The following is a 23,587-nucleotide window of genomic DNA, read 5'->3' as shown; positions in this document are numbered from 1 at the left end:
CATGGCCCCTATGGCTACACATCTGATCACCGGAGCAGGATCCGGCATCGGCGCGGCCGTCGCGCGCCGGCTGCACGAGCGGGGCGACGACCTCGTGCTGCTGGCACGCGACGCCGGACGCGCCAAGGAACTGGCCGGTGCCTATCCCGGCGCCCGTACGCTCGTCGGCGACCTCGCCACCCCCGACCGGCTCTCCTGGGCCTTCTCCCACCAGTCCCTCCCGGACCGCCTCGACTCGCTGCTGCACATCGCGGGCGTCGTCGACCTCGGCCGGGTCGGGGACCTGACGCCCAGGACGTGGCGCCACCAGCTCGACGTGAACCTGGTCGCCCCCGCCGAGCTGACCCGGCTGCTGCTGCCGCAACTGCGGCTCTCCCAGGGGCACATCGTGTTCGTCAACTCGGGCGCCGGGCTCAACGCCCACGCCGAGTGGGCCGCGTACGCCGCCTCCAAGCACGGCCTGAAGGCGCTCGCCGACGCACTGCGCCACGAGGAGCACCCGGCAGGCGTACGGGTCACGTCCGTCTACCCGGGCCGTACGGCCAGCCCCATGCAGGCCAAGGTCCACCAGCAGGAGGGCAAGGAGTACGACGCCTCCCGGTGGATCGACCCGGAGTCGGTCGCCACCGCGATCCTCACCGCCCTGGACCTGCCGCGCGACGCCGAGATCAACGACCTGACGGTGCGACCGGGACGATAGGGGCACAGGGGTGGGGGATTCCGTCCGCAACGTCGTCTCCGGGGGCCGGCAGGAGACGCTCATCCAGGCGGGCCACATCGAGCACCTCGTGGTGGGCGATGCCCGCACGGCGCCCGACGAGGTCACCGTCGCGCCGCCGTGGGGCGACCGCGGCACACCGCTGCGCGGCCGCGAGGAGCTGCTGGAGCGGCTCATGGCCGCGCCCGGCGTCCACGTCCTGTACGGGCTGGGCGGCGTCGGCAAGACCAGCCTCGCCCTGGAGGCCGCGCACCGCCACCGTGAGCGGGGCGCGCCGGTGTGGTGGGTCGCCGCACAGGACGGCACCCGGCTGTCCGGCGGCATGCGGGCCGTCGCCCGGCACCTGGGGGCGACCGACGACGACCTCGCCGCCGGGGTCACCGCCGACCTGCTGTGGCAGCGCCTGGACCGGCTCGGCGGCCCGTGGCTGCTGGTCGTCGACAACGCGGACGACCTGGGCCTGCTGGACGGCCCGGGGCGGCTCGCCTCCGGCACCGGCTGGGTGCGCCCCCACAGCGCCCCGCACGGCCTGGTCCTGGTGACCACGCGCGACGGCGACCCGGCCGGCTGGGGGCCGCTGCCCGTGCTCCACCCGGTCGGGCCGCTGGCCCGCACGGAGGGCGCACAGGCGCTGCACGACCGGGCGGGGGAGAGCGCCGGCCGGCCCGAGGAGGCGGCCCGGGTGGCCGTACGGCTCGGAGGGCTGCCGCTCGCCCTGGACACGGCCGGGCGCTACCTGGCCTCCGTCAACGAACGGCCCCCGTTCCTCCGGGGCGCCGACGAGCCCGCCTCGTACGCCGCGTACCTGGCGGCCGTCGGCAGCGGTGACCTGACCGTCGACGGCGACGGGACGCTGGCGCGCATCTGGGACATGTCGCTGACCCTCGCGGAGGCCCGCGGGCACACCTGCGCCCGGCCGGTGCTGCGGCTGCTGGCCGGCTTCGCGGACGCGCCGGTCCCGCTGCGGATCCTCGACCCCGCCCGCATCCCCGAGGTGACCCCCGCGGGCCTGTGGGGGGCCCTCCAGGCCCTGGACCGGCTCGGCCTGGCCGAACTGCGCGACCGCGACGGCGAGCAGCCGGTCGTCGCCCTGCACCCCCTGGTGCGGGACGCCCACCGGACGGACGCGGCCCGGGCCCTGGCCGAGGACCTGGCGGCGCGCGCCGCCGACGCCGACCGCCGGCCGGAGGACCCGGCCCGGTGGCCCTTCTGGTCGCTGCTGCTGCCGCACCTGCTGGAGCTCGAACCGGAGGACGGCTCGCCCGAGCACCTGTGGGTCGGGGCGCTGTGCGCGGCCGACCACCTGACGCGCGCCGGTGCTCCGGAGCGGGGGCTGGCGGCGGTACGGCCGCTCGCGGCGCGGGCCCCTCGGGCGCTGGGCGCCGCGCACCGGCTGAGCCACTGGGCGCGCACCCTGGAGGTCAGCGCGCTGCTCGACTCGGGGCGGGCGGCGGAGGCACGGACGGCGTGCGAGGCACTGCTGCGGGACTGCGAGGAGCACTTCGGCCCGGACGGGCCGGTGACCCTGCGCACCCGCCACCTGTACGCGGTGGCGGCCCAGCAGACCGGTGACGTCGCGGCGGCCCGGGACGCCTACGGGAAGGTGCTGGAGGTGTACGTCCGGCTGCTCGGCCCCACCGACCGGCACTCCCTGGCCACCCGGCACAACCTCGCCATGCTCCACCACCTGGACGGCGATCCGGCCGGCGCCCGCGCCGAGTACGAGGCCGTCCTCGCCGCTGAGACGCGGACGCTGGGCGCCGAGCACCCGAGCACCCTGACGACCCGGCACAACCTGGCCACCGCCCTCGCCGACTGCGGGGAGACGGAACGCGCGGTCGCCGAGTACGAAGCCGTGCTGGAGGCCCGCACCCGCGTCCTCGGCGCCGGCCACCGGGAGACGGAGGCCACCCGCCTGATGCTGGCACGTACGCTTCCCCGGTGAGCGAGAACAACGACTTCAGCTGGGGCCCGGCCACCGGGATCGGGTCCATGCCGGGCGGCGACGCGCGCGAGGCCGCCAAGACGGTCGTGGGGTCCTTCGAGGACTTCCCCCACCTCCCGGAGCTGCCCGCCCGCGGCCCCGGCGCCGACATGATCGGGCGGACCATCGGCCTGCTGGTGGAGATGTACGCGCACGTCGAGCCGAGCGGCTGGCGCGTCAGCGACCGGCCCGGCCGCGACACCCGCCGGGCCAGGTCCTGGATGGGCGAGGACCTGGACGCCCTGGAGGAGTTCACGCAGGGGTACGAAGGCGTCGTGAAGGTCCAGGCCGTGGGCCCGTGGACGCTGGCCGCCGCGCTGGAGCTGCGGGGCGGGGAGGCCGCGCTGGGCGACCCGGGCGCGTGCCGGGACCTGGCCGCGTCGCTCGCCGAAGGACTGCGCGCCCATCTCGCGGAGGTGCGGCGCCGGGTGCCGGGCGCGCGGGTGGCGCTCCAGCTCGACGAGCCGTCCCTCACCGCCGTGCTGCGCGGGCAGGTCAGGACCGCCAGTGGGTACCGCACCCACCGGGCGGTGGACCGCCAGGTGGTCGAGGGCGCGCTGCGGGACGTCGTCGCGGTCCACGACGGGCCGGTGGTCGTCCACTCGTGCGCCCCGGACGTGCCGTTCGCGCTGCTGCGCCGGGCGGGTGCCACGGCCGTTTCGTTCGATTTCAACCTCCTCACGGAGCGTGACGAGGAGCAGATCGGTGAGGCGGTCGAGGGCGGGACGCGGCTGTTCGCGGGCGTCGTGGCGTCCACCGACGGCCCATTGTCCGACCCTGCCGGTAGCGTCATGGGTGTCAGGACGCTGTGGCGCAGGCTGGGGCTGAATCCGGGGACTCTCGCCGAGTCGCTGGTGATCACCCCGACGTGCGGGCTGGCGGGCGCCTCGCCCGCCTACGCCCGGGCGGCCCTCGCCCACTGCGCCAAGGCGGCGAGATCGCTCGCGGACAACCCTGAGTAACGTCGTAACGGGAGGAACACGGTGGCTGTCGAACAGCAGGACGCGGTGCCGGCCGAGGCACGGGAGAAGCACGCGCAGCTGGCCGAGCAGGTGGAGGAGCACCGCTTCCGCTACTACGTGAAGGACCAGCCGGTCATCAGCGACGCGGAGTTCGACAAGCTGCTGCGCTCGCTGGAGGCCCTGGAGGAGGAGCACCCCGGGCTGCGGACGCCCGACTCGCCGACCCAGAAGGTCGCCGGGGCGTACGAGACGGAGTTCACCGCCGTCCAGCACCGCGAGCGGATGCTCTCGCTGGACAACGCCTTCGAGGACACGGAGCTGGCCTCCTGGGCGGACCGGGTCGCCAAGGAGGTCGGGACCTCGGACCACCACTTCCTGTGCGAGCTGAAGGTCGACGGCCTCGCCGTGAACCTGACGTACGAGAAGGGGCGCCTCACCCGCGCGGCGACGCGCGGCGACGGGCGGACGGGCGAGGACATCACGCCGAACATCCGCACCATCGCCGACGTCCCCGAGCGGCTGAAGGGCGACCGGATCCCGGCCCTCGTCGAGATCCGCGGCGAGGTCTACTTCCCGATGGAGAAGTTCGAGGAGCTCAACGCCCGGCTGGTGGAGGCCGGTGACAAGCCGTTCGCCAACCCCCGCAACGCCGCGGCCGGTTCGCTGCGCCAGAAGGACCCGAAGGTCACGGCCACGCGCCCGCTGCACATGGTGGTGCACGGCATCGGTGCCCGCGACGGCCTGGAGATCCGCCGTCTGTCGGAGGCGTACGAACTGCTGCGCGAGTGGGGCCTGCCGACCGCGCGGCACAACAAGGTCGTCGACGGCATCGACGGCGTCCGGGAGTTCATCACGTACTTCGGTGAGCACCGCCATTCCGTGGAGCACGAGATCGACGGCGTGGTCGTCAAGCTCGACGAGATCCCGCTCCAGGGGCGCCTCGGATCGACCTCGCGGGCACCGCGCTGGGCGATCGCCTGGAAGTACGCGCCGGAGGAGGTCAACACCAAGCTGGTCAACATCCGCGTGGGCGTGGGCCGTACGGGCCGCGTGACGCCGTACGCGCAGGTGGAGCCGGTCACGGTCGCGGGCTCGGAGGTCGAGTTCGCCACCCTGCACAACCAGGACGTGGTCAAGGCCAAGGGCGTGCTCATCGGTGACACGGTGGTGCTGCGCAAGGCCGGTGACGTCATCCCGGAGATCCTCGGGCCGGTCGTGGACCTGCGGGACGGCACCGAGCGGGAGTTCGTGATGCCGGCGGAGTGCCCGGAGTGCGGTACGCCGCTGCGGCCGATGAAGGAGGGCGACGTCGACCTGCGCTGCCCCAACGGGCGCACGTGCCCGGCGCAGCTGCGGGAGCGGCTGTTCTACCTGGGCAGCCGCAAGTGCCTCGACATCGAGAACTTCGGTTACGTGGCGGCGGCCGCGCTCACCAAGCCCCTGGAGCCGGCGGAGCCGCCGCTGGTGGACGAGGGCGACCTGTTCGACCTCACCATCGAGCAGCTGCTGCCCATCAAGGCGTACGTCCTGGACCAGGACAGCGGCCTGCCCAAGCGGGACGCCAGAACGGGCGAGGAGAAGGTCGTCACGGTCTTCGCCAACCAGCAGGGCGAGCCCCGCAAGAACGCCCTGGCGATGCTGGAGAACATCGCGGCGGCCAAGCAGCGGCCGCTCGCCCGGATCATCACGGGCCTGTCGATCCGTCATGTCGGTCCGGTGGCGGCGGAGGCGCTGGCACGGGAGTTCCGCTCGATCGACCGCATCGAACAGGCCACCGAGGAGGAGCTGGCGGCGGTCGAGGGCGTCGGGCCGACCATCGCGGCCTCGCTCAAGCAGTGGTTCGAGGTGGACTGGCACCGGGAGATCCTGCGCAAGTGGCGGGCGGCGGGCGTCCGCATGGAGGAGGAGAGCTCCGGGGAGGACGAAGGCCCGCGTCCGCTGGAGGGACTGACGGTGGTCGTCACCGGCACCCTGCAGAACTACACCAGGGATGGCGCAAAAGAGGCGCTCCAGAGCCGTGGAGCGAAAGTGACCGGTTCCGTTTCGAAGAAAACCGCCTTCGTGGTGGTGGGCGACAACCCTGGTTCGAAGTACGACAAGGCGATGCAACTGAAGGTTCCGGTTCTGGACGAGGACGGCTTCGCTGTCCTGCTGGAACAAGGGCCTGACGCGGCGAAGGAGGCGGCGGTCCTCGCCGAACAGTAGGCCGGTACAAGCCGCGGAACGACCGGAAAACGTCACCCGTTCAGCGCATACCAGATGGATAAGGGTGGCCGGGTCGCATTCGGGCAAGAGCTGTAGAGCGGTGCCCGTCGGAGCCTTCCGCGGCCTACTGTTGAGACGTGCGTTTGTCGTGCACGGCCGCGGGGTCCGGGTCCGGCCGTGGTGGCATGACGACGGGCCATCACGTGGCAACGGCACAGCCGGCTGTGAGAGGGACGGAATGAAACCGACCGAGAGTGCCGCCCCGGTCTCACGGCCGCGTGCCCGTGCGGCCTGCACGCGCATCGCGGAGCGGCTCCCCGCCACGGTGGTGACCCTGTCCGCGCTCCTCCTCGCGACCGGCTTCACCAGCGCGGTGCGCGAAGGCCACGGGCTCTTCCCCGGCGGTACTCCCGGCTGGTCGCTCGCCGTGCTCACCGGCATCATCGTCGCCCACCTCGTGGCCCTCGGCCGCGACCGCTGGTGGGGCGGCACGGGATCGGGCGCCGCGCTGACGCTCGCGGTCCTCCTGCTGTACGGCTGGCTGCCGGCCGGACTGGTCAGCCTCGCCGTCGTCGTGCTGGTCGGCGCGGCGCGGCGGCACCGCTGGCGGCAGGGCCTGCTGCACGGCGCCGCGGACATCCTCGGCATCGGCGTGGCCGCGCTCGTGCTCGCCGCGTTCGGGGACGTACCGAGCGTCGAACGCCCGTGGCAGCCCCTCGAATGGGGGATCGAAGCCGTACCGGAAGTGGTGCTGGCGGCGGTGGGCTACCTGGTGGTGACCCGGCTCCTGCTGTGGTACACGCTCGCCCCGCAGGGCGGCGGCCTGCCGACGGCCGCCCGCACGGCCCTGCTGCGCCAGGGGCTGGTCGCCGTCGCGCTGCTCGGCATCGCCCCCCTGATCTGCGCCGTGGCCGTCTCCCTGCCCGTGCTGCTGCCGCTGTTCGCCGTCCCGCTGATCGCGCTCGACTCCACCCTGTGGATCGCCCGCGCCCGGGCGGAGGAGCAACTGCGCGACCCGCTCACCGGGCTGCCGAACCGTCAGTGGCTGCTGGAGCGCACCTGGACCGCGCTGGAGGACGCGGAGGGCGAGGGCCTCAAGGCGGCCCTGGTCCTGATCGACCTCGATCGGTTCCGGTCGGTCAATGACACGCTCGGTCATCTGGCGGGCGACCGGCTGCTCCTCCAGATAGCCGACCGGCTGCGGCTGGCGCTGCCGCGCGGGGCCGAGGCGGCCCGGCTCGGCGGGGACGAGTTCGCCGTCCTGCTCCCCACCGCCGACTCCACGACGAGCGCCCAGCGGGTCGCCCGGCAGCTCGCCGCCGAGCTCTCCTCGCCGCTCGACCTCGACGGGCTGACGCTCGTGCTGGAGGCCAGCGCGGGCGTCGCGGTCTTCCCCGACCACGCGACCGACGCCGAAGGGCTCCTGCAGCGCGCCGACGTGGCCATGTACCAGGCCAAGCGGGACCGTACGGGCGTGGAGGTGTACGAGTCCAAGCGCGACTCCAACACCCCCGACCGGCTCGGGCTCCTCGGCGACCTGCGGCGCGCCCTGGATGCCGGCGACGTCGAGCTGCACTACCAGCCCAAGGTCGGGTTCGACGGGCACGTGGCCGGCCTGGAGGCCCTCGTGCGCTGGGTGCACCCCGAGCGCGGACGGGTCCCTCCCGACGAGTTCATCGCCATCGCGGAGACCTCCGGCCTGATGCCGCACCTCACGGAGTACGTCCTGGAGACGGCCCTGGGCCAGGTCGCGAAGTGGCGCGCCCAGGGACTGGAGGTCCCCGTCGCGGTGAACGTCTCCCCCCGGGACGTCCACAGCCCCGGCTTCGCGGGCGCGGTCGCCGCGCGGCTCGCCCGGCACGGCGTCCCGGCCGGGGCGCTGCAGCTGGAGATAACCGAACACGTCCTGCTGGAGGACCCCCAGCGCGCCGCGGACACCCTCGCGGGCCTGACCGGCCACGGCGTGAAGATGTCCCTGGACGACTTCGGTACCGGCTACTCCTCCCTGGTCCACCTGCGCCGCCTCCCGGTCAGCGAGCTCAAGATCGACCGCTCCTTCGTGGCACGCCTGGCCGTCGACACCGAGGACGCCGAAATCGTCCGCTGCACGGTCGACCTCGCCCACTCGCTGGGCCTCCTCGTCGTCGCCGAGGGCGTCGAGGACGACGAGACCTGGGAGCGCCTGCGGGACCTCGGCTGCGACGCGGTCCAGGGCTGGCTGGTCGCCGCGGCCATGCCGCCGGCCGAGACCACCGCCTGGCTCCGCGCGCGCGACGCCCCGGCGCCCCGGCCCACCGCCGAGCTCCCGCCCCCGAAGGACGCCGGCCAGGTGGTCCAGTAACCGCCGCACCCGCCGCGGACAGGACGCCCCGCCGCCGGGCCGGGCGGTCCGGCGCCGCCGCCGCGGGTCACGGGACGGCGGACCCGGGGACGGACGGCGCAGCGGGGCGGCACAGGGCCGATCCGGGTACACGCGGCAGGCACCGTCCGGCGCCCGGGGAAACCGTTTCACGGGCATGGGGCCCCGCCCCATAGGATTGGGCCAAAACCATCACACTCACCCCTGAGGATCGCTGCATGCCTGGCATCACGCGCGAGGAGGTCGCCCACCTCGCACGGCTGGCGCGTCTGGAGCTGAAGGGCGAAGAGCTCGACCACTTCGCCGGACAGCTCGACGACATCATCGGCGCGGTCGCCCGCGTCTCCGAGGTCGCCGACCAAGACGTACCGCCGACCTCCCACCCGCTGCCGCTGACCAACGTCATGCGCGCGGACGAGGTCCGTCCTTCGCTCACCCCCGAGCAGGCGCTCTCCGGCGCGCCCGCCCAGGAGCAGCAGCGTTTCAAGGTGCCGCAGATCCTGGGGGAGGACTAAGACCGCCATGACGGACATCATCAAGCTCACCGCTGCCGGGATCGCGGAAAGGATCGCGTCCGGCGAGCTCACCGCCGTCGAGGTCACCGAGGCCCACCTGGCCCGCATCGAGGCCGTCGACGAGAAGGTCCACGCCTTCCTGCACGTCGACCGCGAGGGTGCCCTCGCCCAGGCCCGCGCCGTCGACGAGAAGCGCGCCAGGGGCGAGAAGCTCGGCCCCCTCGCGGGCGTGCCGCTCGCGCTGAAGGACATCTTCACCACCGCGGACATGCCGACCACCGTCGGCTCCAAGATTCTCGAAGGCTGGATCCCGCCGTACGACGCGACGCTCGTGCGGAAGCTGCGCGCGGCCGACGTCGTCATCCTCGGCAAGACCAACATGGACGAGTTCGCCATGGGGTCGTCCACCGAGAACAGCGCGTACGGCCCGACCGGCAACCCGTGGGACCTCACCCGCATCCCCGGCGGCTCCGGCGGTGGCTCCTCCGCCGCCCTCGCGTCGTACGAAGCGCCGCTCGCCATCGGCACCGACACGGGCGGCTCCATCCGCCAGCCGGCCGCCGTCACCGGCACGGTCGGCGTCAAGCCGACCTACGGCGGCGTCTCCCGCTACGGCATGGTCGCCTTCTCCAGCTCCCTCGACCAGGGCGGCCCCTGCGCCCGCACGGTCCTGGACGCGGCGCTGCTCCACGAGGTCATCGGCGGCCACGACCCGCTCGACTCCACCTCCATCGACGCCCCGGTCCCGCCGGTCGTCGAGGCCGCCCGCAACGGCTCCGTGCAGGGCATGCGCGTCGGCGTCGTCAAGCAGTTCCGCGGCGAGGGCTACCAGGCCGGCGTCGTGCAGCGCTTCGACGAGTCCGTCGAGCTGCTCAAGGAGCTGGGCGCCGAGATCGTCGAGCTGGACTGCCCGTCCTTCGACCTCGCCCTCTCCGCGTACTACCTGATCGCCCCGTCCGAGTGCTCCTCCAACCTCGCCCGGTTCGACGGCCTGCGCTACGGCCTGCGGACCGGCGACGACGGCACGCGCTCCGCCGAGGAGGTCACCGCCCTCACCCGTGAGGCCGGCTTCGGAGCCGAGGTCAAGCGCCGCATCATGCTCGGCACGTACGCGCTCAGCTCCGGCTACTACGACGCGTACTACGGCTCGGCGCAGAAGGTCCGCACCCTCATCACGCGGGACTTCGAGGATGCGTTCGAGCAGGTCGACGTGATCGTCTCCCCGACGACGCCGACCACCGCCTTCCCGATCGGCGAGCGCGCCGACGACCCGATGGCGATGTACCTCGCCGACCTGTGCACCATCCCGACCAACCTGGCCGGCAACGCCGCCATGTCGCTGCCCTGCGGCCTCGCCCCGGAGGACAACCTCCCGGTCGGCCTGCAGATCATCGCCCCCGCCATGAAGGACGACCGCCTCTACACGGTCGGTGCGGCCGTCGAGGCCGCCTTCGTGGCACGCTGGGGCCACCCGCTGCTGGAGGAGGCTCCGTCGCTGTGAGCGCACTGACCAAGGCCAAGGGCTTCAAGAAGTCCAAGACCGGTACGTATCTGTCCATCGGCACCACCGCGTTCGGTGCCCTCAGCGTGGTCAAGCAGCTGCGCAAGGCCCGCACCGAGAGCGACACGCTGCTGCTGCTGGACGCCGTCGTGTCCGCCGCCGCCATCGCGACCGGCCTCGCCATCCTGATGCGCGAGCTGAAGCGCGTCGGCGACGACGACGTCCTGTTCGGCTGAGAGGGAAAGTTTCACCGTGACCGTCATCACCGAACTGGTGCCGTACGACGACGCCCTCGCCGCCTACGACCCCGTCATGGGCCTCGAGGTGCACGTCGAACTCGGCACCCGCACCAAGATGTTCTGCGGCTGCTCGACCGAGCTGGGCGCCGAGCCCAACGCCCAGACCTGCCCCACCTGCCTCGGCATGCCCGGCTCGCTCCCGGTCGTGAACGCGACCGCGGTCGAGTCGGCCATCAAGATCGGCCTGGCCCTCCACTGCGAGATCGCCGAGTGGTGCCGCTTCGCCCGGAAGAACTACTTCTATCCGGACATGCCGAAGAACTTCCAGACCTCCCAGTACGACGAGCCGATCGCCTTCAACGGCTACCTGGACGTCCAGCTGGAGGACGGCGAGGTCTTCCGCGTGGAGATCGAGCGCGCCCACATGGAGGAGGACACCGGCAAGTCGACCCACGTCGGCGGGGCCACGGGCCGTATCCACGGCGCGTCCCACTCCCTGCTCGACTACAACCGCGCCGGCATCCCGCTGATCGAGATCGTCACCAAGCCGATCGTCGGCGCCGGCGAGCGCGCCCCCGAGGTCGCCAAGGCGTACGTCGCCGAGCTGCGCGAGCTCATCAAGGCGCTCGGCGTGTCCGAGGCGCGCATGGAGATGGGCCAGATGCGCTGCGACGTGAACCTGTCGCTGCGCCCCCGGGGCACCGAGAAGTTCGGCACCCGCAGCGAGACGAAGAACGTCAACTCGCTGCGCTCCGTCGAGCGGGCCGTCCGCTTCGAGATCAGCCGCCACGCGGGCGTGCTGAACGCGGGCGGCACGGTCATCCAGGAGACCCGCCACTTCCACGAGGAGGACGGCTCCACCACCTCCGGCCGGGTGAAGGAGGAGGCCGAGGACTACCGGTACTTCCCGGAGCCCGACCTCGTCCCGGTCGCCCCGTCCCGCGAGTGGGTCGAGGAACTGCGCGCCACGCTGCCGGAGCTGCCGCGCGTGCGCCGCAACCGGCTGCGCGAGGAGTGGGGGATCTCCGAGCTCGACATGCAGGCGATCCTCAACGCGGGCGCGGTCGACCTGATCGTCGCCACGACCGAGGCGGGCGCCCCGGCCGACCAGGCCCGCAAGTGGTGGATGGGCGAGCTGGCCCGCAACGCCAACGAGTCCGGCACCCCGCTGGACGAGCTGGCCATCACCCCGGCCGAGGTCGCCCGCGTCAGCGAGCTCGTCGCCTCCGGCGACCTCAACGACAAGCTGGCCCGCCAGGTCATCGAGGGCGTGCTGGCGGGCGAGGGCGACCCCGACACGGTCGTCGAGAAGCGCGGTCTGAAGGTCGTCTCCGACGAGGGCGCGCTCGGCGCGGCCGTGGACGAGGCGATCGCCGCCAACGCCGCCATCGCGGACAAGATCCGGGGCGGCAAGGTGGCCGCGGCCGGCGCCCTGGTGGGCGCCGTCATGAAGGCCACCCGCGGCCAGGCGGACGCGGCCCGCGTGCGCGAGCTGATCCTGGAGAAGCTCGGCGTCGAGGGCTGACCCGGCCTCCACCGGCCCCCGTGCTCCGCCGAGGAGTACGGGGGCCGCGTCGTGTCCGGGAGGCGGCGACCGTGACCCTTGTCCGCGCGCGGGCCGGTCCGCGATGATCAGTCGCCGAACCCGCCGTTGCTCCGGGGGAACACCACTGAGGAGGGCACATGCGTTACGCCGATGGACCCCTGGTCGAGTGCGACGTCCACGTGGAGGCGCCACCGCAGGCGGTCTGGGAGCTGGTGACCGACATTCAGCTGCCGGCCCGGCTGAGCCCCGAACTGCAGCGTGCCGAGTGGACGGACGCGGCGACGCGTGCGCCCGCGCTCGGGGAGACCTTCGTCGGGTACAACCGCCACCCCCTGGTCGGCGAGTGGCGGACGATGTCCCGTGTGGTGGAGCTGCAGGAGCAGCGGGTGTTCGGCTGGGCCGTGGTGGACCCGGACGGCAGATTCGGGGACGACGCCCCGGACTTTGCCCGGCCCATGGCCACCTGGCGCTTCACCCTCAGCCCCGAGGCCGGAGGCACCCGGCTGCACCAGTCGGCCCGGCTGGGGCCGGCGCGTTCGGGGGTCAGCCTGTCCATCGACCGGATGCCGGACCGGGAGGCGCAGATAGTGTCCTCCCGCCTGAAGGAGCTCCGCGCGAACATCGAGGCGTCGCTGCGGGGCATCAAGGTGCTGGCGGAGGCCGACGAGCGGTAGCGCCGGCGCGGTCGTCGCCGAAGGCCGGGCGGAAGCCGGCCTCGGGCGGCCCGCGGCGCCGACGAGGCGTGGCGTCCGGGCGGCCCGCGGGGGCGGCCGGGCGGGCGGGGCCATTCCAGAAGGGCGGGGCCACGCGCGAGAAGGGGCCGCCCCGGCATCCATGCCGGGGCGGCCCCCAGGGGCGCGAGCTCCGCCTACCGCTTGAAGGCGTCCTTGCCCTTCTCCTTCGCCTGCCGGACGTCGCCGCGGGCCTGCTCGGCCCGGCCTTCCGTCGCCATCTCCTCATTGCCCGACGCCCGGCCTGCGGCTTCCTTCAGCTTGCCCTTGGCCTGCTCGGTCTTCGCCTTGGCCTTTTCGCTTGCCGACACGAGGATCACTCCTTCGACTGGGACAATGACATCCTCCCGCGTATCCGGCTCTTCGTTCCGCAAACGCATCCGTCACCCGATGGGACGCCTGCACCGCACACCCGAACGGAACCGGCCGCGGAAGGTGTGTCACCCGAAAGGCGGGGCATACGGCGGATCGGAGGTGGAAAACAATGGTCCCTTTGCTTCTCGTTCTTCTGCTCGCCCTGATCCTCTTCGGTGCGGGATTCGCACTGAAGGCCCTGTGGTGGATCGCCGTCATCGTCCTGGTGGTCTGGCTGCTCGGCTTCGTCATGCGCTCCGCCGGTCCCAGCGGGACCCGTGGCCGCTGGTATCGCTGGTAGGCGAGTCCCGGTGGACCCGGACAAGGAGCTGCTGGGCGGGCTGACCGTTGACGACAGCCGGCCCGAGCAGCCGATCCTGCTGGACGGGCAGGGCAGGCCCCTGCGCACCTGGCAGGAGAACTACCCGTACGACCGCAAGGTGCGGCGCGGTGAGTACGAGCGCACCAAGCGCGTGCTGCAGATCGAGCTGCTGAAGCTCCAGCGGTGGATCAAGGACACCGGTGGACGGCTCGTCGTGGTCTGCGAAGGCCGGGACGCCGCGGGCAAGGGCGGAACCATACAACGGTTCATGGAACGCCTGAATCCCCGCGGCGCCCGGGTCGTCGCGCTGGACAAGCCCACCGAGCGGGAATCCGGGCAGTGGTATTTCCAGCGTTACGTCGCCCACCTGCCCGGACCCGGTGAGATCGTTTTCTTCGACCGTTCCTGGTACAACCGGGCCGGCGTGGAAAAGGTCATGGGATTCTGCACGCAGGACGAGTACGAACTGTTCCTGCGGCAATGCCCGCAATTCGAGCGGATGCTGGTCGAGGACGGAATCGTCCTGGTCAAATTCTGGTTCTCGGTTTCCCGGTCGGAACAGCGCACGCGGTTCGCGATCCGGCAGGTGGACCCCGTCCGGCAGTGGAAGCTCTCCCCGACCGATCTGTCGTCCCTCGACCGGTGGGACGAGTACACCACCGCGAAGGTGGCCATGTTCCGCGCGACCGACACGGTGGAGGCGCCGTGGACGGTCGTGAAGAACAACGACAAGCGCCGCGGCCGTCTGGAGGCCATGCGGCACCTGCTCTGGCGGATCGACTACGACCGGAAGGACCCCGAGGCGGTCGGCACGCCGGACCCGCTGATCATCGGGGCCGCGCAGACCCTGCTGGAGCCGGGTGAGGAGGACAGCGTCCTGTCGCCCACCCCGCTGGCGGACAACATCACCGGCCCGGGGGAGCACCCCGCGACCACGGCCCCTGATCGAGCCTGATCCGCACGAAGGACCGTGACGCCCGCGGACGCTTGGTGCATGGCCCTGCCGCCCCTCGGAAGGGGCGGCAGGGCCATGACCGGGACCGGACTGTCCCGTGGGGGGTGTGGTGCTTCTGCCCCGGGCCCGGTCGATCATGCCTGCCTGGCGCGGACCGGCCGCGGCAGGGGATGCCGCCGGGCTCGATGCGGCCGTACGGCCGGTCCGGACACCGGAACGGTGGCGGCGCGGACATTCCCGCGTGGGCCTTCTCACAGCGCCCCACCAGCACGGATCGCTGTGAGTAAGCCCACGAAAAGGACAAACGATCACTTTGGGCTGCCAGAGTGACCGTACGAAGTTCAGGTGGTCTTTACGGGCAATCCCCGATGGAAGAGCACGAACCACTCAGGGAGCAACCCGTTGGCAGCCCTCGCACGGTGGTGCATCGATCACCGCCTCGTCGCCGTCCTGCTCTGGCTCCTCGCCTTCGGCGGCGCCGCGGCGGCCGCGAGCACCGCCGGCCCCGCGTACTCCAACGACTACGGGGTCTCCGGCACCGAGTCGGGCCGGGCCGCTTCCCTCCTCGAAGAAGGCTTCCGGGGCACCGGCGGGGACAGCGACACCATCGTCTGGCACACCGACCGCGGCAGCGTCCGCGCCACCGGCGTCGAGGAGCGCGTCACCGGCATGCTCGACGAGGTCGCCGAGCTGCCCGGCATCGCCGCCGTGATCAGCCCGTACGACGACGAGGGCACCGGCGCGATCAGCGAGGACGGCCGGACCGCCTACGCCACCGTGACCTTCGACAAGCCCGCCGAGGACATAACCGGGGGTGAGGCCCGCGCCGTCGTCGACACCGCGCGCCAAGCCGCCGGCGACGGCGTCCAGGTGGAGCTCGGGGGCAGTGCCATCGCCCTCACCGAGGCCCCCACTTCCCACACCGCCGAGATCGTCGGCGTGGCCGTCGCCGCCGTCGTCCTCTTCCTCGCGTTCGGCTCGCTCGCCGCCAGCCTCCTGCCCATCGCCACCGCACTCGTCGGCGTCGGCACCGCGTACGCGGGCATCGTGCTGCTCGGCCACGCCATGACGGTCGCCGACTTCGCGCCCATGCTCGGCATGCTCGTCGGACTGGGCGTCGGCATCGACTACGCGCTCTTCATCGTTACCCGGCACCGCAAGAACCTCAAACGCGGTCTGCCCGTCGCCGAAGCCGCCCGGAACGCCGTCGCCACCACCGGCCGGGCGGTCGTCTTCGCCGGCGCCACCGTCTGCATCGCCCTGCTCGGCATGCTCATCCTGCGGCTCGGCTTCCTCAACGGCGTCGCCATCGCCGCGTCGCTCACCGTCGTCCTGACCGTCGCCGCGTCCGTCACCCTGCTGCCCGCGCTGCTGTCCTTCATCGGGATGCGCGCCCTGTCCCGCCGCGAGCGCCGCCGGCTCGCCGAGCACGGCCCGCAGCCCGAACTGCCCACCGGGTTCGCCGCCCGCTGGTCCGCCTTCGTGGAACGCCACCCCAAGCTCCTCGGCGGCCTCGCCGCCGTCGTCATGCTGGTCCTGGCCCTGCCCACCTTCGGCCTGCACCTCGGCACCTCCGACCAGGGCAACCATCCGGCCACCTCGACCACCCGCAAGGCGTACGACCTGCTCGCGGACGGCTTCGGCCCCGGGGTCAACGGACCGCTCACCCTGGTCGCCGAGCTCGACGGCGCCGACGACCGGCTCGCCCTCACCGCCCTGCCCGAGGCGCTGCGCGACACCGAGGGCGTCGAGGCGGTCAGCCCGGTCGCGTACAACGGGAGCGGCAACACGGCCGTCCTCACCGTCGTCCCCGACTCCGCACCCCAGTCCCGGCAGACCAGCGACCTGGTCGACCGGCTGCGCGACGAGGTCCTGCCGCGCGCCGAGCACGGCACCTCCCTGGAGGTGCACGTCGGCGGCGTCACGGCCGGGTACGACGACTTCGCCCAGGTCATCATCGGCAAACTGCCCCTCTTCGTCGGCGTCGTCATCGCCCTGGGCTGCCTGCTGCTCCTGCTTGCCTTCCGCTCGATCGGCATCCCGCTCAAGGCCGCCGTGATGAACGTCGGCGCCGTCGCCGCCGCCTTCGGCATCGTCGTCGCGGTCTTCCAGTGGGGCTGGGGCAGCGAACTGCTCGGCCTCGGCCGGGCCGGGCCCATCGAACCCTTCCTCCCGGTGATCGCGGTCTCCGTGCTGTTCGGCCTCTCCATGGACTACCAGGTCTTCCTGGTCAGCCGGATGTACGAGGAGTGGCTGGAAACCGGCGACAACCGGCGGGCCGTCCGGGTCGGCCTCGCCGAGACCAGTCGAGTGATCAACTCCGCCGCGGTCATCATGATCGCCGTCTTCCTGGCCTTCGTCCTGTCCGGCGACCGGGTCATCGCGATGTTCGGCATCGGTCTGGCGGCGGCCGTCGCCCTCGACGCCTTCGTCCTGCGGACGCTGCTCGTGCCCGCCCTGATGCACCTGCTCGGCGGCGCCAACTGGTGGCTGCCGCGCTGGCTGGACCGGATCCTGCCGCGGATCAGCATCGAAACCCCCGACCGCCGCGCCACGACCCGTGCGAAGATCGCCGGACAGCGCACGAGCCAGGACGGGGAACTCGTGCCCTAGCGGTCGTGGAGGACTGAGGACGATGTACGCGATATCCCTGGGCGACGACGGAGCGGAGCTGCGTCCCCTCGAACCCTGGCAGGCCGAGGAGTACCTCGCCCACCTCGACCGGGGACGCGACTACATCGGCCGGTACATCGGCCTGCCCGACGTCTGCACGGACCTGCCCTCGACGCGGGCCTTCCTCCAGGGCTACGCCGACAAGGCCGCCGGCGACACAGGCCGCATCTGCGGCATCTGGCTGGAGGACGTCCTGGTGGGCGGGGTCATGCTGCGCACCATGGACGTGGCCACCGGGGTGTGCGAGGCCGGCTGCTGGCTGGAGCCCTCGGCCGCCGGACGCGGGCTGGTCACCCGCGCCGCCCGGGTGCTGATCGACTGGGCGGTCGAGCAGCGCGGCATGCACCGCGTCGAATGGCACGTCTCCTCCGAGAACACCGCGAGCATCAACGTCGCCAAGCGCCTGGGCATGACCAAGGACGGCGTGCTGCGCGAGTCGTACCCCTACCGGGGCGTCCGCCACGACATGGAGGTCTGGTCCGTCCTCGCCCCCGAATGGCGCGCCCTGCGCGCACGACTTAGGCCCGCCGCGTGGTGGGCGAGTGCACGTCTAAGGCCCCCCGCGGCCCCGGGATGAGGCACTCTCCCGATGCGGCCGCCCCACCTGGCGCACGAGAGTGGAGACACACAGCACGTCCCACCTCGACCAGGGAGAACACGATGTTCGCCTACGAACTGCACCGGGCCCGCCACGCCGACCTCGTCCGCGAGGCGGAGGTTGACCGGCTGGCCGGACTCGTCCGCACCGGCCGCCGCGCCACCGTCCGCCGCCCCGGCGGCAACGGCTCCGAGGGGCCGGTGAACAGCACCGGCGACGGCCCGCGGACCCGCTTCGCCCGGGCCGCGTGAGCCCGGCGCCATGGCGGCCGCGCCCGTCCTGCCGAAATCCTGTCCCACGTGGTCGGACGCCTGTGCGATGCTCGGCGGCGTGGAAACCAGGTCCGTCAGCCCGGTGTTCGTCGGCAGAGCCGGTGAACTGACCGAACTCACCGAAGCGCTCGCCCGCGCCGCCGCGGGCGAGCCGCAGGCACTGGTCGTCGGCGGCGAGGCAGGCGTGGGCAAGACCCGGCTGCTGGAGGAGTTCCTCGACCGGGCGTGCGCCGAGGGCGCCGTCGTCGCCCTCGGCGGCTGCGTCGAGATCGGCGCGGACGGGCTGCCCTTCGCCCCCTTCTCCGCCGCCCTGCGCTCCCTGCGCCGCCGGCTCCCCGACGAGCTCACCGCCGCCGCCGAGGGCCAGGAGGGCGAACTGGCCCGGCTGCTGCCCGAACTGGGCGACACGGCGGGTCACGAGTCGTACCACGAGGACAGCACCGCCCGGCTGTTCGAGCTGACCGTCCGCCTGCTCGAACGCATCGCCGCGGACCGCACCGTCGTCCTCGCCCTGGAGGACCTGCACTGGGCCGACGCCTCCACCCGCCACCTGCTCGCGTACCTCTTCCGCACGCTGCGCCGCGGACGGCTCGTCGTCGTGGCGACCTACCGCGCGGACGACATCCACCGCCGCCACCCGCTGCGCCCCCTGCTCGCCGAGCTGGACCGGATGCGCACCGTGCGCCGCATCGAACTGCCCCGGTTCACCCGCACCGAGGTGCACCGCCAGCTCACCGGCATCCTCGCCGCCGAGCCCGCCCCCGCCCTGGTCGACGGCATCTTCGGCCGCTCCGACGGCAACGCCTTCTTCGTCGAGGAACTCGCCGTCTGCAGCGACTGCGGCCCCGGTGAGCTCAGCGACTCACTGCGCGACCTGCTGCTCGTCCGCGTCGAGCGGCTCCCCGAGGACGCCCAGAAGGTCGTCAGGACCGTCGCCGAGGGCGGCTCCACCGTCGAGTACGGACTGCTGGCCGCGGTCGCGCGGCTGCCCGAGGACGATCTCATCGAGGCGCTGCGGGCCGCCGTCAACGCCAACATCCTGCTCGCCGTGCCCGACGGCGAGGGGTACCGCTTCCGGCACTCCCTCGTCCGCGAGGCCGTCAGCGACGACCTCCTGCCCGGTGAGCGCTCCCGCCTCAACCGCCGGTACGCCGAAGCGCTGGAGGCCGAACCCGCGCTCGTCCGGGCCGACGAGCGCGCCACCCGGCTCGCCAGCTACTGGTACCACGCCCACGACGCCGCCAAGGCCCTCCCCGTCGTCCTGCAGGCCTCCGTCGAGACCCGCAAGCGCCACGCGTACGCCGAGCAACTCCGGCTGCTGGAGCGGGCCATGGAGCTCTGGGACGACGTCCCCGCGGAGGTCCGCGCCTCACTGCGGCCGATCGACCACGCCGACGCCTACCCCGCGTGCGGCTGCGACTCCGGCGCCGCCCCCCTGCGCTACCTCGACCTGCTCGCGGAGGCCGCCGTCGCCGCGCGGCTGTGCGGCGAGCGCGAACGGGCCCTGAAGACGGTCAAGCGGGCACTGCGCCTCCTCGACGAGGAGAACGACCACCTGCGCGCCGCCTGGTTCTGGGCCGAGCGCTCCCGGCTCGTCTCCAACCTGGGCCGCGGCGACGGCTGGGCCGAGATCGCCAAGGCCCAGGAACTGGTGAGCGGCCTGCCGCCGTCCGCCGTGCACGCCCGGGTCCTGGCCCTCGCCGCCGGCTGGGGCATGCTGCACGCCCCCGGCCCGGAGAGCCTCGCCGCCGCCGAACGGGCCGTCGAATACGCCCGGCTCGTCCAGGCCGAGCCCATCGAACTCAACGCCCGGCTCACCCTCGGCGGCCTCATGGTCGACGCGGGTGACATCGAGGACGGCCTGGCCACCATGTACGCGGTACGGGACCGGGCCCGCGAACTGTGCCTGCGCGCCGAGACCGGACGCGCCTACACCAACCTCAGCTCCTGCCTGGAGGCCGTCGGCCGCTCCCGGGAGTCGGTACGGGTCGCCACGGAAGGCGTCGCGTACTCCCGCAGCCGCGGCCTCATCGACAACGAGGGCTGGGTCCTCGGCAACCTCATCGAGGCACAGATCTCGCTCGGCCACTGGGACGAGGCGAGCGAGGGCGCCCACCGGCTCCAGCGCATCGCCTACAGCACCAAGCCGCGCGGCTCCGCGCACCAGAAGCGCGCCGAGCTGGCCCTGCTCCGCGGCGAGGTGGCCGCGTGCCGGGAGCACGTGGCGCTCGCCCACGAGGCCTACGGCAAGCACGACCCGATGATGCAGTACCTGCTGCCGCTGGACCGGCTCGCCCTGGGCGCCGCCGCCGCGCGGGGCTGCGTCGCCGACGTGCGCACCGGGCTCGCCCGGACCGCGGAGGCGGGGTTCCCGACCGGCAGCCACCGGTACGCCTGGCCGCTGCTGCTCACCGCCGCCACCGCCGAGGCCGACACCGTGGGGCTGCCGTCCGCGGCCGAGGGGCGCCCCGAGGCGCTGGAGCTGATCCGCTCCTGCGCCCGGCAGCTCGCCACGCCCGTCCCCGTGTGGCGTGCGTACGCCCTGTACGTCGCCGCCGAGCTGGACCGCGCCGGGGGCCGTACCGACGCCGGCCGCTGGGCGGAGGTGGCCGACGCCTTCGCCCCGCTGGAGCGCCCCTACGACCTCGCCCGGGTCCGGCACCGCTGGGCCGACGCGCTGCTGGTCGGGGGCGGCAGCCGCGAGCGGGCCGCCGCGCTGCTGCGCGAGGCGCACGTGGTCGCCGTCCGCCTCGCGGCCCATCCCCTGCGCGAGGAGCTCGAACTGCTCGCCGCCCGCGCCCGCCTCTCCCTGCGGCCGGAGCCCGCCGCGCCCGGCCCCGGCGAGGGGACCGGTGACGGCTTCGGCCTGACCCCCCGGGAACAGGACGTGCTGCGCCTGGTGGCGGAGGGCCGCACCAACCGCCAGATCGCCGAGGAGCTCTTCATCTCACCGAAGACGGCGAGCGTCCACGTCTCCAACATCCTGTCCAAGCTCGGAGTCTCCGGCCGTGGCGAGGCGGCCGCCCTCGCCCACCGCCTCCACCTGCTGTCCGGAGCGACCGCCTGACGCGCCGCGGCGCGCCGGCGCGGGCTCTCGGGCGGTGTCGTCGGCCGGGGGAGCGACGCGGATCGTGACCCGGCCCGACGTGAGGTCTATCGGGCCGCGCGAGGGGTCGTTGTCCCCGAGGTCCTCACGGGTCAGGGCGAGGCGGCGCTCCTCGTCACGCGTGTGCTTGCGGCCCGGCGCGAAGAGCTCTTCCATCAGGTTGAACACTGGCTGCCGCCTCTCAGGTCACCTCCAGCAGGAGGATCTTGTCGTCGCCCGGCTCCGGGGTGCCCCTGGTGTCCGTCTCGCTGGTGACCAGCCAGAGCCTGTTCCCGCCCGCCGACAGCACCGTGCGCAGCCGGCCGTGCTCCTGACCGAGGAACGCCTGCGGGGCCGCGGAAGGTTCCGCCCCGGCCAGCGGCACCCGCCACAGGCGCTCACCGCGCAGCCCCGCCATCCACACGGAGCCCGCGGCGACGGCGATCCCGCTCGGTGAGGCGTCCTCCGGCTTCCACTGCGCCACCGGGTCGATGAACCCGCGCCGGCCCGCCCGGCCCTCCGCCTCCGGCCAGCCGTAGTTCTTCCCGGGCTCGATCAGATTGAGTTCGTCCCAGGTGTTCTGCCCGAACTCGGCCGCCCACAGCCGTTTCCCGGCGTCCCAGGCGAGCCCCTGCACATTGCGGTGCCCGGAGGAGTAGACGACGGAGTCCTCCGCCGGGTTGCCGTGCACGGGCTGCCCGTCCGGCGTCATCCGCAGGATCTTGCCGCCCAGCGAGGACATGTCCTGCGCCAGGCTCGTGTCACCGGTCTCACCCGTCCCCGCGTACAGCATCTTGTCCGGGCCGAAGGCGATCCGGCCGCCGTTGTGGACGGTGCCCTTCGGGATGCCCCGCAGCACCGTGTCCGGCGCGCCGAGCTGCTGACCGGCCGGTCTCTTCTCGTCGTACAGCATCCGGGCGATGCGGTTGTCCGACTCGGTGGTGAAGTAGGCGTAGACCAGGTGGTCCGAGGCGTACGTCGGCGACAGCGCGAGCCCCATCAGCCCGCCCTCGCCCGCCGGAGCCACCCCCGGCACGGAGCCGATCACGGTCGCCTTGCCGCTCTCCGTGTCGATCCGGCTGATCGTGCCCTCGTCACGCGAGGAGACCAGCAGATCCCCGTCGGGCAGCGCGGCCAGGCCCCACGGCGACTTCAGCCCCTCGGCCAGCGTCCGCAGCACCTTCACCGTGCCCTCGGCGGGCGGCGCGGACGGCGACGGCGAGGCGGGCGCGGCAGGTGAGGCGGGCGAGGAGCGGGCCGATGGCGGGGTGCTGGCGGCGCCGGCCGGCCCCGGGCCCCCGCCCCCCGAGCAACCGGCCGCGAACACGAGCGCGGAAGCGGCCAACACGGCCGTCACAGCAGGACGTTGCACGGTACGAATTCCTTCCACCACGGCGGTGCGAGCTGCATGACACCCCTTGATACACCGCCCGGGCCGGTCGGGTTCGCCTCCCGGGCGGGCCGGGTCGATCAGGTTCCGTCTCCGGCCCGGCGGGTCCGGTCGGCCGGTCCGGTCGGGCGGGTCAGTCCCACGAACCCTGCGCCGGCGGCAGCGCCGCGATCTCCGCGAGGTCCTCGCCCGTCAGCCGCAGCGCGGCCGCCCCCGCGTTCTCCACCGCCCACCGCTCGTGCTTCGTGCCCGGCACCGGCACGACATGGCGGCCCCGTGTCAGCACCCAGGCCAGTGCCACCTGCGCCGTCGTCACCCCGGCCCCGCGGCCGCCGTGGCGCTCGGCGATCCGGCGCAGCCCCACCACCACCGGCTGGTTCGCCGCCATCATCTCGGCCGTGAAACGCGGGTGCCGCGCCCGCAGGTCCTCCGGCTCGAAGCCGCCGCCCGGCGTCAGCGTGCCCGTCAGGAAGCCGTTGCCCAGCGGCATCGCGGCGAGGAACCCCACGCCCCGCGACTCGCACCACGGCAGCAGCCGCCGCAGCGCCTCCGGCGACCACACCGACAGCTCCGCCTGTACGGCGCTCACCGGGAACACCTGCTGGATGCGCTCCAGTTGGCGAATCGTTCCGTCGTACAGGTCGGCCGCCCCGTCCCCGCCCGCGCGCCGGGCCGACCGCACCGCCATCGCGCACAGCCCCAGCGCCCGCACCTTCCCCGCCGTCACCAGCTCCGCCATGGCGCCCCACGTCTCCTCGACGGGCACCTCCGGATCGGCGCGGTGCAGCTGGTAGAGGTCGATCACGTCCGTCTGGAGCCGCCGCAGCGAGGCGTCGCACGCCCGGCGCACGTACCCGGGGCGGCCGTTGGCGACGATGTGCTGGTCCCCGACGAGCAGCCCGCACTTGGTCGACACGAAGGCGTCCGCCCGCCGCTCCTTCAACACCCGTCCCAGCAACAGCTCGTTGGTGAACGGCCCGTACATGTCGGCCGTGTCGAGCAGGGTCACACCCGCGTCGAGCGCGGCGTGCACGGTGCGCACGGAGCGGTCACCGCGCTGCCGCGAGGCGCTGTACGCCCAGCTCATCGGCATGCAGCCCAGGCCGATCGCCCCCACTTCGAGCGCCGTCGCCCCGATTGTCCTGCGCTCCAACTCCCCGTACCCCTCCTCGTGCCGC

Annotated in this window: 20 protein-coding genes; 16 read left to right on the top strand and 4 right to left on the bottom strand. The window is 73.1% G+C overall.

What is annotated here, in order from left to right; all coding sequences use genetic code 11:
* The first annotated feature begins 1 nt into the window (after position 1).
* From ACIA79_RS08225 to ACIA79_RS08180, 10 genes are all read left to right on the top strand, one after another.
* Complete coding sequence (locus ACIA79_RS08225) at positions 2-700, top strand: SDR family oxidoreductase (RefSeq protein ID WP_399427328.1); 699 nt, start codon at positions 2-4, stop codon at positions 698-700.
* 10 nt (positions 701-710) lie between these two features.
* A complete protein-coding gene (locus tag ACIA79_RS08220) occupies positions 711-2,663 on the top strand; it encodes a tetratricopeptide repeat protein (protein WP_399427327.1) in 1,953 nt (650 codons plus the stop codon).
* Positions 2,660-3,664: a methionine synthase gene (locus ACIA79_RS08215; RefSeq protein WP_399427326.1), complete on the top strand. Its 1,005-nt coding sequence runs from the start codon at positions 2,660-2,662 to the stop codon at positions 3,662-3,664. Before ACIA79_RS08220 ends, ACIA79_RS08215 begins: the two co-directional genes overlap by 4 nt.
* Positions 3,665-3,685: 21 nt before the next feature.
* Positions 3,686-5,869, top strand: coding sequence for an NAD-dependent DNA ligase LigA (gene ligA, locus ACIA79_RS08210; protein WP_399427325.1), 2,184 nt, complete (start codon positions 3,686-3,688; stop codon positions 5,867-5,869).
* Between the two features lie 238 nt (positions 5,870-6,107).
* On the top strand, positions 6,108-8,210 hold the full coding sequence (locus ACIA79_RS08205; RefSeq protein ID WP_399427324.1) for a putative bifunctional diguanylate cyclase/phosphodiesterase: 2,103 nt from the start codon (positions 6,108-6,110) through the stop codon (positions 8,208-8,210).
* A gap of 236 nt (positions 8,211-8,446) precedes the next feature.
* Positions 8,447-8,743 carry an Asp-tRNA(Asn)/Glu-tRNA(Gln) amidotransferase subunit GatC gene (gene gatC / locus ACIA79_RS08200; RefSeq protein WP_015036350.1) on the top strand — a complete coding sequence of 99 codons (297 nt, stop codon included), beginning with the start codon at positions 8,447-8,449 and terminating at the stop codon, positions 8,741-8,743.
* 7 nt (positions 8,744-8,750) lie between these two features.
* Positions 8,751-10,244: an Asp-tRNA(Asn)/Glu-tRNA(Gln) amidotransferase subunit GatA gene (gene gatA / locus ACIA79_RS08195; RefSeq protein WP_399427323.1), complete on the top strand. Its 1,494-nt coding sequence runs from the start codon at positions 8,751-8,753 to the stop codon at positions 10,242-10,244.
* Positions 10,241-10,480 (top strand): hypothetical protein, encoded by a 240-nt coding sequence (locus ACIA79_RS08190; protein WP_399427322.1) that lies wholly within the window; start codon positions 10,241-10,243, stop codon positions 10,478-10,480. Before gatA ends, ACIA79_RS08190 begins: the two co-directional genes overlap by 4 nt.
* A 16-nt stretch (positions 10,481-10,496) precedes the next feature.
* Positions 10,497-12,008 (top strand): Asp-tRNA(Asn)/Glu-tRNA(Gln) amidotransferase subunit GatB, encoded by a 1,512-nt coding sequence (gene gatB, locus ACIA79_RS08185; protein ID WP_399427321.1) that lies wholly within the window; start codon positions 10,497-10,499, stop codon positions 12,006-12,008.
* Between the two features lie 158 nt (positions 12,009-12,166).
* Positions 12,167-12,703: an SRPBCC family protein gene (locus ACIA79_RS08180; protein WP_399427320.1), complete on the top strand. Its 537-nt coding sequence runs from the start codon at positions 12,167-12,169 to the stop codon at positions 12,701-12,703.
* Positions 12,704-12,897: 194 nt separating this feature from the next.
* Here the strand turns inward: ACIA79_RS08180 and ACIA79_RS08175 are convergent, their stop codons facing one another.
* On the bottom strand, positions 12,898-13,071 hold the full coding sequence (locus ACIA79_RS08175) for a CsbD family protein (protein WP_399427319.1): 174 nt from the start codon (positions 13,069-13,071) through the stop codon (positions 12,898-12,900).
* A 173-nt stretch (positions 13,072-13,244) separates the two neighbouring features.
* Between ACIA79_RS08175 and ACIA79_RS08170 the strand changes: the two genes are divergently transcribed.
* From ACIA79_RS08170 to ACIA79_RS08145, 6 genes are all read left to right on the top strand, one after another.
* A complete protein-coding gene (locus ACIA79_RS08170) occupies positions 13,245-13,415 on the top strand; it encodes a DUF5670 family protein (RefSeq protein WP_031073563.1) in 171 nt (56 codons plus the stop codon).
* Between the two features lie 10 nt (positions 13,416-13,425).
* Positions 13,426-14,391, top strand: coding sequence for a polyphosphate kinase 2 (ppk2, locus tag ACIA79_RS08165; protein ID WP_399427318.1), 966 nt, complete (start codon positions 13,426-13,428; stop codon positions 14,389-14,391).
* Between the two features lie 402 nt (positions 14,392-14,793).
* Positions 14,794-17,004 carry an MMPL family transporter gene (locus ACIA79_RS08160; RefSeq protein ID WP_399427317.1) on the top strand — a complete coding sequence of 737 codons (2,211 nt, stop codon included), beginning with the start codon at positions 14,794-14,796 and terminating at the stop codon, positions 17,002-17,004.
* Between the two features lie 22 nt (positions 17,005-17,026).
* Positions 17,027-17,641, top strand: a complete 615-nt coding sequence (locus ACIA79_RS08155) for a GNAT family N-acetyltransferase (RefSeq protein WP_399427316.1) — start codon at positions 17,027-17,029, stop codon at positions 17,639-17,641.
* Between the two features lie 83 nt (positions 17,642-17,724).
* Positions 17,725-17,913 carry a hypothetical protein gene (locus ACIA79_RS08150; protein WP_399427315.1) on the top strand — a complete coding sequence of 63 codons (189 nt, stop codon included), beginning with the start codon at positions 17,725-17,727 and terminating at the stop codon, positions 17,911-17,913.
* Positions 17,914-17,980: 67 nt separating this feature from the next.
* Complete coding sequence (locus ACIA79_RS08145; RefSeq protein WP_399427493.1) at positions 17,981-21,001, top strand: AAA family ATPase; 3,021 nt, start codon at positions 17,981-17,983, stop codon at positions 20,999-21,001.
* On the opposite strand, the gene ACIA79_RS08140 is transcribed toward ACIA79_RS08145, so the two are convergent.
* The 3 genes from ACIA79_RS08140 to ACIA79_RS08130 form a co-directional block, all read right to left on the bottom strand.
* Entirely contained in the window at positions 20,882-21,196 is a 315-nt protein-coding gene (locus ACIA79_RS08140) for a DUF6191 domain-containing protein (protein WP_399427492.1), read from the bottom strand. The genes ACIA79_RS08145 and ACIA79_RS08140 overlap by 120 nt on opposite strands.
* A gap of 25 nt (positions 21,197-21,221) precedes the next feature.
* Positions 21,222-22,376: a PQQ-dependent sugar dehydrogenase gene (locus ACIA79_RS08135; protein WP_399427314.1), complete on the bottom strand. Its 1,155-nt coding sequence runs from the start codon at positions 22,374-22,376 to the stop codon at positions 21,222-21,224.
* Between the two features lie 166 nt (positions 22,377-22,542).
* Positions 22,543-23,562, bottom strand: a complete 1,020-nt coding sequence (locus ACIA79_RS08130; protein ID WP_399427313.1) for an aldo/keto reductase — start codon at positions 23,560-23,562, stop codon at positions 22,543-22,545.
* Positions 23,563-23,587: the final 25 nt, after the last annotated feature.

It is taken from the genome of Streptomyces sp. NPDC051310 (assembly GCF_044455245.1).
Taxonomy (GTDB): Bacteria; Actinomycetota; Actinomycetes; order Streptomycetales; family Streptomycetaceae; genus Streptomyces.
Note: the sequence above shows the minus strand (reverse complement) of the source record. Positions and strands in the feature narration are given on the sequence as shown.